This is a genomic window from Agrobacterium sp. 22-210-1, from assembly GCF_053522525.1.
Map to the genome: position 1 here is coordinate 146,417 of NZ_JBNWCI010000005.1, position 12,540 is coordinate 158,956.

General features: G+C 60.6%; 13 protein-coding genes. 9 read left to right on the forward strand and 4 right to left on the reverse strand.

All coding sequences use genetic code 11. From position 1 onward, the window contains the following. Positions 1-117 precede the first annotated feature (117 nt). The 3 genes from ACQZ5F_RS24540 to ACQZ5F_RS24550 all read left to right on the forward strand — a co-directional run bounded on the left by ACQZ5F_RS24540 (position 118) and on the right by ACQZ5F_RS24550 (position 3,285). Entirely contained in the window at positions 118-1,116 is a 999-nt protein-coding gene (locus ACQZ5F_RS24540; RefSeq protein ID WP_046801663.1) for an ABC transporter substrate-binding protein, read from the forward strand. A 227-nt stretch (positions 1,117-1,343) separates the two neighbouring features. Further along, positions 1,344-2,231, forward strand: a complete 888-nt coding sequence (locus ACQZ5F_RS24545) for an ABC transporter permease (protein ID WP_046801662.1) — start codon at positions 1,344-1,346, stop codon at positions 2,229-2,231. After that, positions 2,224-3,285 (forward strand): quaternary amine ABC transporter ATP-binding protein, encoded by a 1,062-nt coding sequence (locus ACQZ5F_RS24550; RefSeq protein ID WP_052819923.1) that lies wholly within the window; start codon positions 2,224-2,226, stop codon positions 3,283-3,285. Before ACQZ5F_RS24545 ends, ACQZ5F_RS24550 begins: the two co-directional genes overlap by 8 nt. Here the strand turns inward: ACQZ5F_RS24550 and ACQZ5F_RS24555 are convergent. Beyond that, positions 3,282-4,505, reverse strand: coding sequence for a TIGR03862 family flavoprotein (locus ACQZ5F_RS24555; RefSeq protein ID WP_448731125.1), 1,224 nt, complete (start codon positions 4,503-4,505; stop codon positions 3,282-3,284). The genes ACQZ5F_RS24550 and ACQZ5F_RS24555 overlap by 4 nt on opposite strands. Positions 4,506-4,571: 66 nt before the next feature. Between ACQZ5F_RS24555 and ACQZ5F_RS24560 the strand changes: the two genes are divergently transcribed. From ACQZ5F_RS24560 to ACQZ5F_RS24570, 3 genes are read left to right on the forward strand one after another with little or no spacing between them, the layout of a single operon-like run. Beyond that, complete coding sequence (locus tag ACQZ5F_RS24560) at positions 4,572-5,159, forward strand: IMPACT family protein (RefSeq protein WP_448731124.1); 588 nt, start codon at positions 4,572-4,574, stop codon at positions 5,157-5,159. Positions 5,160-5,199: 40 nt separating this feature from the next. Next, positions 5,200-5,868, forward strand: a complete 669-nt coding sequence (locus ACQZ5F_RS24565; protein ID WP_052819919.1) for a pseudouridine synthase — start codon at positions 5,200-5,202, stop codon at positions 5,866-5,868. A gap of 8 nt (positions 5,869-5,876) precedes the next feature. Beyond that, positions 5,877-6,503, forward strand: coding sequence for a class I SAM-dependent methyltransferase (locus tag ACQZ5F_RS24570; RefSeq protein WP_448731123.1), 627 nt, complete (start codon positions 5,877-5,879; stop codon positions 6,501-6,503). Here the strand turns inward: ACQZ5F_RS24570 and ACQZ5F_RS24575 are convergent, their stop codons facing one another. Then, entirely contained in the window at positions 6,504-6,689 is a 186-nt protein-coding gene (locus ACQZ5F_RS24575; RefSeq protein WP_046801657.1) for a hypothetical protein, read from the reverse strand. Positions 6,690-6,873: 184 nt separating this feature from the next. Between ACQZ5F_RS24575 and ACQZ5F_RS24580 the strand changes: the two genes are divergently transcribed. Both ACQZ5F_RS24580 and ACQZ5F_RS24585 read left to right on the forward strand, forming a co-directional pair. After that, entirely contained in the window at positions 6,874-8,103 is a 1,230-nt protein-coding gene (locus tag ACQZ5F_RS24580) for a PQQ-dependent sugar dehydrogenase (protein ID WP_225338024.1), read from the forward strand. 87 nt (positions 8,104-8,190) lie between these two features. Beyond that, complete coding sequence (locus tag ACQZ5F_RS24585; protein ID WP_225338023.1) at positions 8,191-9,207, forward strand: DNA topoisomerase IB; 1,017 nt, start codon at positions 8,191-8,193, stop codon at positions 9,205-9,207. Positions 9,208-9,210: 3 nt separating this feature from the next. On the opposite strand, the gene ACQZ5F_RS24590 is transcribed toward ACQZ5F_RS24585, so the two are convergent. Next, positions 9,211-9,933: a response regulator transcription factor gene (locus tag ACQZ5F_RS24590; RefSeq protein WP_010973515.1), complete on the reverse strand. Its 723-nt coding sequence runs from the start codon at positions 9,931-9,933 to the stop codon at positions 9,211-9,213. 1 nt (position 9,934) lies between these two features. After that, on the reverse strand, positions 9,935-11,170 hold the full coding sequence (locus ACQZ5F_RS24595) for a GAF domain-containing sensor histidine kinase (RefSeq protein ID WP_225338022.1): 1,236 nt from the start codon (positions 11,168-11,170) through the stop codon (positions 9,935-9,937). Positions 11,171-11,472: 302 nt separating this feature from the next. Between ACQZ5F_RS24595 and ACQZ5F_RS24600 the strand changes: the two genes are divergently transcribed. After that, positions 11,473-12,486, forward strand: a complete 1,014-nt coding sequence (locus tag ACQZ5F_RS24600; protein ID WP_052819908.1) for an ABC transporter substrate-binding protein — start codon at positions 11,473-11,475, stop codon at positions 12,484-12,486. Positions 12,487-12,540: the final 54 nt, after the last annotated feature.

Genomic DNA, 12,540 nt, shown 5'->3' on the forward strand with positions numbered 1-12,540 from the left:
GAAATTGCCGCAAACGGAATGGCAACAAGGGAATTATTAACGCTCAATACGGGCGCTGACGGTCGCGGTGCCGTCCGCACCCGGGTCTTCGCCACACCGCGACCAGAGGGAACAACAATGAAAATACTTTTGGGTGCCACAATCTTGTCCGCCGGCTTCGCCTTTTCAGGCGGCACAGCCTTCGCCGCCGACTGCGGAAACGTGACCATTGCCAGCATGAATTGGCAATCCGCCGAAGTCGCCGCCAATCTCGACAAATTCATTCTTGAAAACGGCTATGGATGTTCCGCCGAAATCGTCACCGGCGACACCGTACCGACATTGACCTCCATGGCCGAAAAGGGCCAGCCGGACATCGCTCCCGAAGCCTGGGTCAGCCTGCAGCCGGAAATCGTCAAACAGGGGCTGGAAGGCGGCAAAGTCGTCACGGCCGCCAAGATCCTGTCGGATGGCGCCGTTCAGGGCTGGTGGATTCCGAAATATGTCGCCGACGCAAATCCCGATCTCAAGACCATTCCCGACCTCTTCAAGCACCCCGAACTCTTCCCCTCCCCTGAGGACAAGGCGAAGGGCGCCGTCTTTAACGGCCCGCAGGGCTGGGGTGGCACGGTCGTCACCGCGCAATTGTTCAAGGCGTTCGGTGGTGAAAAAGCCGGCTTCACCCTCGTCGATACCGGTTCTGCAGCGGGTCTCGACGGCTCCGTCGCCAAGGCTTACGAGGCAAAGCAGCCGTGGGTCGGTTATTACTGGGCGCCCACCTCGCTGCTCGGCAAATATGAGATGGTAAAGCTCGGCTTCGGCACCGAATATGATGCGGCTGAATGGAAGCGCTGTACATCGGTTGCCGATTGCGCCGATCCGAAGCCGAACGCGTGGCCGATCGACGACGTGCAGACGCTGGTGAGCAAGACCTTTGCCGACCGTGCCGGCCCGGCCATGGACTATCTGAACAAGCGCGCCTGGACCAACGACACCGTCAACAAGCTGATTGCCTGGATGACAGACAATCAGGCGACCGGCGAAGATGGTGCCAAACAATTCCTGAAGGAAAACGAAGCGCTCTGGACGGGCTGGGTGTCTCCTGAAGTCGCACAAAAGGTCAAGGCCGCCCTTTAAGGTCGGCCCGGCATATCTGCCCGGCAACCGGCGTCCGCCAGAGGCGGCGCCGAGCCGCATCGATGCCCGAAAACCAGCCGGTTCTCAAAAAAGCACGATGCGCCGGTTCAACAGGAATAGAGCGTCCCGCCTGGCGTCACCGAAGACGCGGCGGCGCTCTGGCGATTTTACTCCCGGAGCGCAGCGGATATCGATCCCCGCCTCCGGTTCGTCATGGAGAACAGGATATGGAATGGCTTTTCAAATTTCCGGCCATGAATGACGATGCCCTGCGTGCGCTGAAGAAAGTCATCGATGAAGGGTTCCGGGCGTTTACCCGAACCTATGGCAGCGCAATAGAGGGGCTGTTCACACCCCTTCAGAGCTTTCTCATCTGGGCGGAAAGGCTTTTGATCGGCGCGCCCTGGCCGGTCGTTATTCTTATTGTCGCCGTGCTCGCCTGGCTCGCCAGCCGCAGCGCCACCATTGTTGCCCTCTGTTGCGGCATTCTCTTCGCCATCGGCTGGTTCGGCATGTGGGAGGATACGATGAAGACGATTTCGATGATCTTCGTCTGCGCCGTGCTGTCCATCGTCATCGGCCTGCCGATCGGCATCGCCATGGCGCGCTCCAACCGCCTGCAGAGCGTGGTCAATCCCGTTCTCGACGTGATGCAGACGATGCCGAGTTTCGTCTATCTCATTCCCGTCGTCATGCTGCTCGGCATCGGCCGCGTGCCCGGCGTCATCGCCGTCGTCATCTACGCCATTCCGCCGATGATCCGGCTCACCAATCTCGGCATCCGCATGGTCGACCGTGACGTGCTGGAAGCTGCCGATGCCTTCGGTTCTTCGAAGCGCCAGAAGCTCTTCAAGGTGCAGCTGCCGCTGGCGCTGCCCACCATCATGGCCGGCATCAACCAGACCATCATGATGGCGCTTGCCATGGTCGTCATCGCCTCCATGATCGGCGTGCAAGGCCTTGGTCAGCCGGTGCTGAAGGCCATCGCCAACCAGTATTTCACGCTCGGCGTGTTCAACGGGCTTGCCATTGTCGGCATCGCCATCATCTTCGACCGCATCAGCCAGGCCTATGGCCTTCGCCTGCAAAAACACCGGGAAGTGGCGCATGGCTAGTCAATCGATCGAAATTCGCAGCCTCTACAAGATTTTTGGCTCCAAGGCGGCAGATTTTGTCGAACCCGTCAAAGCCGGCATGTCCAAGACGGAACTCAACGCCAAACATGGCCATGTGCTCGGCCTGCGGGATATCAACATCACCATGCCGGGCGGGCAGATCACCGTCATCATGGGCCTTTCCGGTTCCGGAAAATCGACGCTGATCCGCCACGTCAACCGGCTGATCGACCCGACCGCCGGCGAAATCCTCTATGGCGGCACCGATGTCTGTCGCCTCAGCGAAGCCGACCTTCTGGAATTCCGCCGCCACAAGACGGCGATGGTGTTCCAGAAATTCGGGCTGCTGCCACATCGCAACGTGCTGCAAAATGTCGTCTACGGCCTTGAGGTGCAGGGCATCGACAAGCGCGAGCGGGAGGAAAGGGCCGAAGTCTGGATCCGGCGCGTAGGGCTGGAGGGCTTCTCCAGCCATTATCCGAACCAGCTTTCCGGCGGCATGCAGCAGCGTGTGGGTCTCGCCCGGGCACTGACCAACAATGCCGAAATCCTGTTGATGGACGAAGCCTATTCGGCGCTCGATCCGCTCATCCGTGTCGATATGCAGACGGTGCTTTTGGAGTTGCAGAAGGAGTTGAAAAAGACCGTGGTCTTCATCACCCACGATCTGGATGAAGCGCTGCGGCTGGGCGACAAGATCGCCATCTTACGCGACGGCGAGATCATTCAGCAGGGTACGGCGGCCGAGATCGTCATGTCGCCGGCCGACAGCTATATCGAAGCCTTCGTGGAAGAGGTCAATCGCGGCAGGGTCATCCGTCTCGGCGCCATTGTCCAGCCAGAATTTTCCGGCCAGTCGCGGCTTCAACTCGATGCGGATATGACCGTTGAAGAAGGCCTGCGCGCACTCGTGCGGGAAAATGTCGGCAACGCTGTGGTCGTGGGGGAAAACGGCAAGGTGCTTGGCTCAGTTACCACGGATGCCATCATGCGCTGCCTCGTCAGGACCGCGCATAGTGAGGAAGCTGGGGCCGCTGAACGCCTGTTAGGTTAGCCTTCAAGCCATTTGGCCATTCCGTTCGCCGCCGCCTTACCGGTGGCGAAACAGGCAGTCAGCAGATAACCGCCGGTCGGCGCTTCCCAGTCCAGCATTTCCCCGGCAGCGAATATGCCGGGGAGTTTTTTCAGCATGTAGTTTTCATCGAAACCGCTCCACGCGATACCACCTGCCGATGAAATTGCCTCGGCGATCGGCCTCGGCCTCAGAAGCGGTATTTCCGCATGTTTCATCCTCGCTGCGACGAAATCATCCGGCACGGCCGCTATGTCGGGGAAGATTTCCCGCAGCAGTCCGACCTTGACGGCGGAAAGGCCGGCGGCCTTGCGCATGCGGTTCGCAAAACTCTCCTTCCGTCCAAGCTTCGCCAGATCCCGGCTGAGGCGTTCCACCGTGCGTCCCGGGGCAAGATCAACGGTGAGCGAGGCCTTGCCCGTAAGTTCCAGCCGGTCGCGCAACGCAGCGGAATGGGCATAAACCACGCTGCCCTCAATGCCATGTTTCGTGATTACGAATTCGCCCTGAAAGGCTCCGGCCGGGGAAATGGTGATGGTGGATTTCACCGCTTCACCGGCGAAACGCGCGCGAAAGACATCACTCCATTCGACGTCGAAACCACAATTGGCGGGACGGAACGGAGAAAACTCCACGCCTTTGGCCGTAAGCGCCGGAACCCATGCGGCATCGGACCCCAGACGCGGCCAGCTTGCGCCACCCATTGCCAGAAGCACGGCATCGGCCTTAGCTTCAACCGCGCCTGCCGGCGTCTCAAAAACCAGTTGATCGCCGGAAAAGCCTGTCCAGCGATGCCGTGTCCTGATGGAAACACCTTGTGCTTCCAATCGGGCGAGCCAGGCGCGCAGCAGCGGCGAGGCTTTCATGGCCTTGGGGAACACCCGGCCCGATGTGCCGACAAAGGTCTCCTGCCCCAGCCCATGCGCCCAGTCGCGCAGCATGTCAGGCGTGAAATCGTCGAGGGCGGCGCGCAGCCGCGGTTCGGCATCGCCAAAACGATGGCGGAAACTGTCGTAGTCTTCGGCATGGGTGATGTTGAGTCCGGATTTTCCAGCCATCAGCAATTTGCGCGCCACGGTTGGCATCGCCTCGAACACCGTCACAGTATTGCCTGGGACCGAGAGCATTTCGGCCGCCATCAATCCCGCCGGTCCGCCGCCGACAATCGCGACCCGCCTCGCCTTTGCCAAAACCCTCTCCATCACCATCTTCGCCTTTGAAGCCTTATACCGATTTCCGGATGCGAATATATGCGATATTGAACGCCCATGTTCACGCTCGACCGCGCCGTCACCTTTTCGCAGGATATCAAGAAAAGCCGCTTTATCGCCTTTGCCGCGCCGATAACCGGCGAGGAGGACGCAAAAAGCTTCCTCGTGGCGCATTCGGATCTCGATGCCAACCACAATTGCTGGGCGTGGCGCTGCGGTCAGACCTATCGTTTCAGCGATGACGGCGAACCCTCGGGTACGGCCGGCAAACCGATCCTTCAGGCCATTGACGGCCAACAGCTGGATAATATCGCCGTTCTCGTCATCCGCTGGTTTGGCGGCATCCTGCTCGGCAGCGGCGGCCTGATGCGCGCTTATGGCGGCACGGCGGCAGCCTGCCTTCGCCTTGGTGAAACCTCGCCCGTCATTGCCTATGTCAGCGCCACGCTGAGCTGCCCCTTCTCCGATCTGGCGCTGGTAAAATCCCGCCTTTCCGCCACGCAGAACCTGCGGTTGGAGAGGGAGGATTTTACCGGCACCGGTGCGGACATGCTGCTTTCCGTTCCGGCCGAGGAGGCTGAACGCCTGACCCGACTTTTAAGCGACCTGACCAGCGGGCGCGTCAATCTCCACATTCCCGACTAGCACGCCTGTCCGAATGCGAGATTCGTGCTAAGGAAGCGCCATGTCATCTGAGCTTTCCAACCCCATCTATAATCCGCCGCTCGAGCCCTGGCTCACCATCGTGCACCGGGATGACGATCTGCTGGTTTTGGACAAACCGAGCGGGCTTCTATCCGTGCCCGGGCGCGACCCGGCGCTCTCCGACAGCCTGATGACGCGGGTGCAGAAACAGTTTCCGAAAGCGCTGATGATCAACCGGCTGGACAAGGACACATCAGGCATCGTGCTGATGTCGCTGAACCGCAAGGCCCATGCCGCCATCGCCGCCCAGTTCGAGAACCGTGAGACGCGTAAATCCTATGTGGCCGTCGTCTGGGGCACGGTCGCGGATGAAGCGGGCGAGGTGGACCTGCCGCTGGCGATCGATCCTGACAACAAGCCACGCCATCGCGTGGACCATGAAAATGGCAAGCCGTCGCAAAGCCTATGGCGGGTGTTGGAGCGATTGCCGCTTCCGGCAACACGGCTGGAACTCACGCCCCTCACCGGCCGCACCCACCAATTGCGGGTGCATATGAAGGCGCTCGGCCATCCGATCCTCGGCGATGAATTTTATGCCGAGGGCGAGGCGCTCGCGGCCGCGCCGCGCCTGATGCTGCATGCGCAAGAAGTGGGCTTTCGCCATCCCGATGGCCGAGACGTCACTTATACCGTACCCTGCCCGTTCTAAGGCCTGCGATGAAAGAACAAGACGAAAGCTTCGTGGTGGATTTTGTCGGCGGTGCGGTCGGGCACCGTTTCCGCTCCGGCGAAGGGCGTGGACAGGCCCTGCCCAAAGCCGCCGGTTTTACGAAGGGCCGCACGCCAAAAATCGTCGATGCCACGGCGGGGCTGGGGCGAGATGCGTTCCTGCTTGCGTCGCTCGGAGCGGAGGTTACCCTCATTGAACGCTCACCGGGCATGCACGCCCATCTCGCGGACGGTATTCGCCGCGCATTGGAGGCAGGCGGCGCCTATGCCGAGGCGGCAGCGCGCATGACGCTGCTGCAAGGCGATTCACGCGAGTTGTTGCAAGAACTTTCACCCGAAGTGGTCATCGTCGACCCCATGCATCCGCCGCGCCACAACACGGCGCTGGTGAAAAAAGAAATGCGGGTGCTGAGAGAACTGGTGGGTTCTGATCCCGATCAGGTAGAGCTGATGGAGGTGGCGCTCGAACATGCAACGAAGCGGGTGGTTCTGAAATGGCCGCTGCGGGCTGAGCCGATGCCAGGCATTCGCAAGCCCTCCCATCAGATAATGGGCAAGAATACCCGTTATGATGTCTTCATGATCTTCGGGAAATCGACCGACCCGGAGGAATGATCAGCGGAAACTCGGCTTACGCTGCGCATTCATCAGCAGCTCGTGCCGCGAAGCGAACTCGCCGAAGAGTTTTCTCAGCCGGGTCTCTTCGGCCTTATCCAGCCGGTAACGGCGGCAGAATTCCGCAACATTCAGGATCGGCTTCGGTCTGTTCCCGTCTATGGTCCTGTTATCAATGATCTGCATGGCACCCTCCTTTAACCAGAGGGAAAACGTGATGGCGCGCTTGCGGTTCCTTACGAATTCACATGGATGAGAAAAGGGGCGTGCGACAGTACACGACCTCATCAAGTTTTCTTGAAACTCTCGCAGGAAACGAAATCCTCCCCAAATGGTTCTCTGCCTGACGTAAACGAAGGAAGGGAGACCCATGTTCCATAACAACCGATTTCTGAGTTCGACGATCTTATGTGCGCTGCTTGCCGTGCCGTTCGCCGGCGCCGCCCATGCACAGACCGCTCCGGCTGCCGAAACGAAACGGCCAAATGCGCCGGATCAGAAGCCGGCTTTCGAGGGCCAGACGCGCGCGCCGCAGGCAGCTGCCCAGCCGGACATTGAAAAAACCGTCGTCGCCGAGGGTCTTCCGCATCTCTGGTCGATGGAATTCCTTCCCGACGGCCGCATGATCGTCGCCGCCAAGGAAGGCGCCATGCATATCGTCGCTGATGGCAAGGCCGGCCCGGCGATCGCGGGTGTGCCCGAGGTGGCATCCGCCGGACAGGGTGGTCTTCTCGACATCGCGCTGGCTCCCGATTTCGAGACATCGCGTAAAATCTTCTTTTCCTTCTCCGAACCACGTGATGGCGGCAACGGCACCTCCGTCGCTTCGGCCAAGCTGGCCGAAGATCGCGGTGCGGCAAAACTGGAAGATGTCTCGGTGATTTTCCGCCAGATGCCCACCTATGACGGCGACAAGCATTTCGGCTCCCGCCTCGTCTTCGGACCTGACAAAGAGCTTTACGTCACCGTCGGCGAACGTTCGGATGCAACACCACGCGTGCAGGCCCAGGATCTGTCGAGTGGTCTTGGCAAGGTCTTCCGCATTGATGCCGAAGGCAAGGCTTTTGAGGGTAACCCCTTCGCCGGTCAGCAGAACGCCCTGCCGGAAATCTGGAGCTATGGTCACCGCAACCTGCAGGCCGCAGCGCTGGATGGAGAGGGCAGGCTCTGGACCGTGGAACACGGCCCGAAGGGCGGCGATGAGCTCAACATGCCGAAAGCGGGCCTGAATTACGGCTGGCCGGTGATTACCTATGGCGTCGAATATAGCGGCCGGTCGGTTGGCGAAGGCGTTACCGCCAAGGAAGGCATGGAACAGCCGGTCTATTATTGGGACCCCGTTATCGGCCCTTCCGGCATGACCTATTATGACGGCGACCAGATTCCCGAATGGAAGGGCGCCTTCATTGTCGGTGGTCTGGTGAGCCAGGGTCTTGTCATCCTGCATATCGATGGAGACAGGGTCGCGACCGAAAGCCGACTGCCGCTGGAAGCGCGCATCCGCGACGTGAAGGTCGGTCCGGATGGCGCGATCTATGCCGTGACCGAAGAGCGCGGCGGCGGCGAATCGCAGATTCTGCGGATCGCCAAGGCCGGCTGAGAAAACTCACGACTGGAACGACAGGCCGCCGGAACGAAGGCGGCCTGTTTTTCGTTTGCCGCAGCGTGAAACCTGCCGGAAAAAACCATGCCACAACCGCCCACCCGCCTTCTTGCCAAAATCGGACTTGCCTATGTCAACGATCAGGAGCCGGGGATTACCCGCGAGAAACGCGGACGCGGTTTCTGTTACCGTCTGCCGGGCGGAGAATTACTGTCCGACAGCGTAGAACTGAAGCGCATCAAAGCGCTCGGCGTGCCACCCGCCTATAAAGACGTGTGGATCTGCATTGATCCCACCGGGCATCTACAGGCAACCGGCTTCGATGCCCGTGGGCGAAAACAATATCGCTATCATCCTGACTGGCACGCCCTGCGGGGTGAGACGAAATTCTTCCAGCTCAAAAGCTTCGGCAAGGCGCTGCCCGCCATTCGTCGCCGGGCCATTGCCGATATCGAGAAACAGGATCACGGGCCGGAGATGACGCTGGCCGCGCTCACGCTGCTGCTGGATGCCGCCTATCTGCGCGTCGGCAACCGTTCCTATCTCGAAACCAACGGCACCTATGGCGCGACCACCTTGCTCAAACGCCACGTCTCCTTTGGTGAGACCATCGAATTGCGCTTTGCCGCCAAGGGCGGGCAGAAGGTGAAGCGCCAGTTGCGCCACCCCCGGCTTCAGAAGATACTTGAGGAAATCGCCGATCTGCCCGGAAAGGAACTCTTCGTCTGGCAGGATAGCGAAAACCGGGTGCATTCAGTCGATTCCAGCGATCTCAACGCTTACCTCTCCCGCACCGGCGGCGCCGGAATTTCCGCCAAGACGTTCCGTACCTGGGGCGGAACATTGGCGGCCTTCTGCGATGCGATGGAGCATGTGGCGTCAGGTGAAAAACCAAGCATAAAGGGCATGTGTCAGGCGGCAGCGACGGAGCTTTCCAATACACCCGCCATCTGCCGCAAGAGTTATGTGCACCCTGCCGTTCTCGAGATTGCGACGGAAGAAAAGGCACAGAAAAAGCTTGGCCGCATTTTGAAAGTCGGCGCAAAGCCCGTTTCCGGCCTCAGGGCGGATGAAAGACGGCTGCTTGCCTTCCTGCCGTAAGGCTCAGCGGCTCCCCGCCCATTCCGCCAGTTCCCGCTCGGCCCTTTCCAACGCACTGTAATTCAAAAGCTTGCGCAGGAAAGCCACCGTGACGGCGCGGGTTCGAAGATTATACCGGCCTTCCGCATCATCATCACCCGGCGCCTGATGCACGTTCAGCTTTTCATAGAGGCTTTGCAGCCGGTTCTGCACGCTGCGCAGCGACAGGTTGCGGCGGCGCGCAATCGCCTTATCGGTGAGGCCGAGTGCGACATCGACAAGGATTTCATATTCGGAATCGGTAAAGCCATGCGCCTTGCCGAGGCTCTTTTCCTGCAGGCCGCGCACTTCCCGGTCGATCACGCATTGCGCCTCGATGAAGATGCTGCGGAGCGCCAGCCGTAACCGATCGTCGGAGGCCGATTTCAGCACGTAGCCATAGGCAGCCCCTTCCGGCACGATGCGGGAGACGCCGCGCACATAGGCCTCGTCGGAATAGTTGGACCAGAACAGGATGCGTGTATCCGGCCTTTCCTTCCAGATGGTGCGCGCCGCCTCGATGCCGTTGCGCTCGTTCATCTGCAAATCCATGACAATATGGGCGGCCCGGTTTTCCCGCGCGAGCTTTTCACCGGTTCTGCCGTTGGCCGCCTCCAATACCTTGTCGCATTCCGGCAGGGCGGCACGCACGGCCTCGTTCAGATAGGCGCGGTGCAGCGCATCGTCCTCGACGATCAGCACGTCCATGTCACACATCCTCCCGCCGGTCGAAAGCGCTTTCCGGCAGCGTTACAGTAATTCGGGTTCCGGCTCCCGCACCGTTGCCGCCAATATCGAACCGCGCCGAAATCAGCCGCGCCCGCGTCTTCATGTTGCCGATGCCGAGACCGCCGGAGGCTCCGCCTTCACCGCCGCCGCTGCCGTCATCGCTCACCGTCACCCGCAACCCGCCATCGACGGACGAAAGCGTCACGGCAATGGCTTCCGGTTGGGCGTGGCGAATGGCATTGTTGACCGCCTCCTGCACGATGCGGAACAGCGAGATGGCCACCGTCTTGTCGAGCGTTTCCACCAGCCCGTCGGTCTCATCGGTTACCGACCATTCAATCGCATATCCGCTGTCACGGACGGAGCGGTCCACATAGGTCTCGATCGCCTGCACGACGCCGAACAATTGCAGGATGGAGGGTTTTGCCTCCTCGATGATTTCACGCAGGTCCTGCATGCAATGCTGCAGGCTGCGCACCACCGGCTCCAGCATCTCGCCCGAAACATCGGAGGCATGGCTCATACGTTCGATGCGCCGCGCCAGCCGTGTGAGATCCGCCAGCGTCTGGTCATGCAGATCCATGCCGATGCGCTGCCGTTCGGCCTCCAGCGCCTCGGTCAATTGCAGGGCGCCCAGCCGCAGGCCCTCTTCGCGAGCATTGGCGCGCGCCTCCTCGATGGCGGAACGCTTGGCCTGCTCGGCGGCGCGGATGGCGTAGAAATAGGGCGCCAGCAAATCCGCAACCGCGCGGGCATTGGCTACATCCTCCGCCCCATAGGCGTCCGACTGGTGTGACGAACAGCTGAGCGCGCCGATGATATCGCCATGCACCTTCATCGGCACATGCAGGCGGCTGTGCAGGCCAAGTTCGATGATCGGGCTCGAAAACGAACCTTCGAAGTGAAAGCGCGGATCGGCGCAGGCATCGCCGCTCAAAAGATATTCGACCGCACCGGAGAGAAGGGAACGGATCGGGCTGCCGGTCAACAGGGCCGGCGGCTGCCGGCTCCAGGCGCTGACGAGACCGCTCTCATAGGCAATATGGTATTTGTCATCCAGCTGCTTGATGCACACATCCATATGATCATGCGGGATAATATGGCTGATCTCGGTGGCGACCGCCTGAATGATGGCGTTGAATTCGAGCTGCCCGGCGAGCAACCGCGAAATGCCCATATAGTGGTGAAACAGAGCGCTTTTCGGCGTATCCAGCATGTGCGGGCACCCTCCCAAGCGCCTGCCTTCGACCATTGCGGCTGAGATGACCCTTCGGAACGCCGCATCATCCATTCTGCGCCGGGCAAGGCCGGTTCGTCCTGCGGGTTCCCGCATGCTTTCTGCGGAAACCCGCAGGAAGATTGCCGTGATCCGCCTGTACAAGCCAAATCTTCTTGGTCATTCTCGCTTGTACTGGGGAACGGAGCTCCAGTGCAACGGGATTTCGTCTGCTGCCGAGGAGATTTGCGGCGGGTGAGGGTTCCGGACCCGAAAGGGCAAGCCACCAGGGAGGAAAATCAATGGCTTTCAGGAAGATGCTTCTGGCGTCGGCCGCTGTCGCGTGCGCAGCCTTGCCGATCACCGCTCATGCCGATACGTCGGCGAAAAAAATCGCGCTTTCGAACAATTACGCAGGCAATTCCTGGCGTCAGGCAATGCTGACCAGCTGGGACAAGATCACCAAGCAGGCTGTCGCCGACAAGCAGGTCGCGAGCGCCGACGCCTTCACAACCGCCGAAAACCAGGCGACCGAACAGGCGGCGCAAATCCAGAATCTCATTCTGCAGGGTTATGACGCCATCGTCATCAACGCCGCCTCCCCCACCGCCCTTAACGGCGCTGTGAAGGAAGCCTGCGACGCCGGCATTATCGTGGTCTCGTTTGACGGCATCGTCACCGAACCCTGCGCATGGCGCATCGCCGTGGATTTCAAGGCCATGGGCGAAAGCCAGATCGACTATCTCGCCAAGGCCATGCCGAAGGGCGGCAATCTGCTCGAAATCCGCGGTCTTGCAGGCGTTTCGGTGGATGATGAAATCCATGCCGGCATTGCCGCCGGTGTCGCCAAGAACCCGCAGTTCAAGATTGTCGGTTCGGTCAATGGCGACTGGGCGCAGGATGTGGCACAGCGCGCCGTTGCCGGCATCCTGCCAAGCCTTCCCGAAGTTGCCGCCGTGGTGACGCAGGGCGGTGACGGTTACGGTGCCGCACAGGCTTTCGCCGCCGCCAAGCGCCCGACGCCAACCATCGTGATGGGCAACCGCGAAGACGAACTGCAATGGTGGAAACAGCAGAAGGATGCGAGCGGTTACGAGACCATGTCCGTCTCCATCGCCCCCGGCGTCTCGACGCTGGCTTTCTGGGTGGCGCAGCAGATCCTCGACGGCAAGGATGTGAAGAAGGATCTGACCGTTCCCTTCCTGCGTATCGATCAGGGTAATCTTGAGGAAAACCTGAAGACGACCCAGAAGGGTGGCGTGGCGAATGTGGAATATTCGCAGGCGGATGCGCAGAAGGCCATCGCCGCCAAATAAGCGGGCCGGTTCACAACCGATATCTGCGGCGCTCCGGAAACGGACGCCGCAGCA

Coding starts and splice junctions, on each gene's coding strand:
- ACQZ5F_RS24585 (WP_225338023.1), top strand. CDS start 8,191: ATGCCACAACCGCCCACCCGCCTTCTTGCCAAAATCGGACTTGCCTAT.
- ACQZ5F_RS24590 (WP_010973515.1), bottom strand. CDS start 9,933: ATGGACGTGCTGATCGTCGAGGACGATGCGCTGCACCGCGCCTATCTG.
- ACQZ5F_RS24545 (WP_046801662.1), top strand. CDS start 1,344: ATGGAATGGCTTTTCAAATTTCCGGCCATGAATGACGATGCCCTGCGT.
- ACQZ5F_RS24600 (WP_052819908.1), top strand. CDS start 11,473: ATGGCTTTCAGGAAGATGCTTCTGGCGTCGGCCGCTGTCGCGTGCGCA.
- ACQZ5F_RS24570 (WP_448731123.1), top strand. CDS start 5,877: ATGAAAGAACAAGACGAAAGCTTCGTGGTGGATTTTGTCGGCGGTGCG.
- ACQZ5F_RS24575 (WP_046801657.1), bottom strand. CDS start 6,689: ATGCAGATCATTGATAACAGGACCATAGACGGGAACAGACCGAAGCCG.
- ACQZ5F_RS24565 (WP_052819919.1), top strand. CDS start 5,200: ATGTCATCTGAGCTTTCCAACCCCATCTATAATCCGCCGCTCGAGCCC.
- ACQZ5F_RS24560 (WP_448731124.1), top strand. CDS start 4,572: ATGTTCACGCTCGACCGCGCCGTCACCTTTTCGCAGGATATCAAGAAA.
- ACQZ5F_RS24555 (WP_448731125.1), bottom strand. CDS start 4,505: ATGGAGAGGGTTTTGGCAAAGGCGAGGCGGGTCGCGATTGTCGGCGGC.
- ACQZ5F_RS24580 (WP_225338024.1), top strand. CDS start 6,874: ATGTTCCATAACAACCGATTTCTGAGTTCGACGATCTTATGTGCGCTG.
- ACQZ5F_RS24550 (WP_052819923.1), top strand. CDS start 2,224: ATGGCTAGTCAATCGATCGAAATTCGCAGCCTCTACAAGATTTTTGGC.
- ACQZ5F_RS24595 (WP_225338022.1), bottom strand. CDS start 11,170: ATGCTGGATACGCCGAAAAGCGCTCTGTTTCACCACTATATGGGCATT.
- ACQZ5F_RS24540 (WP_046801663.1), top strand. CDS start 118: ATGAAAATACTTTTGGGTGCCACAATCTTGTCCGCCGGCTTCGCCTTT.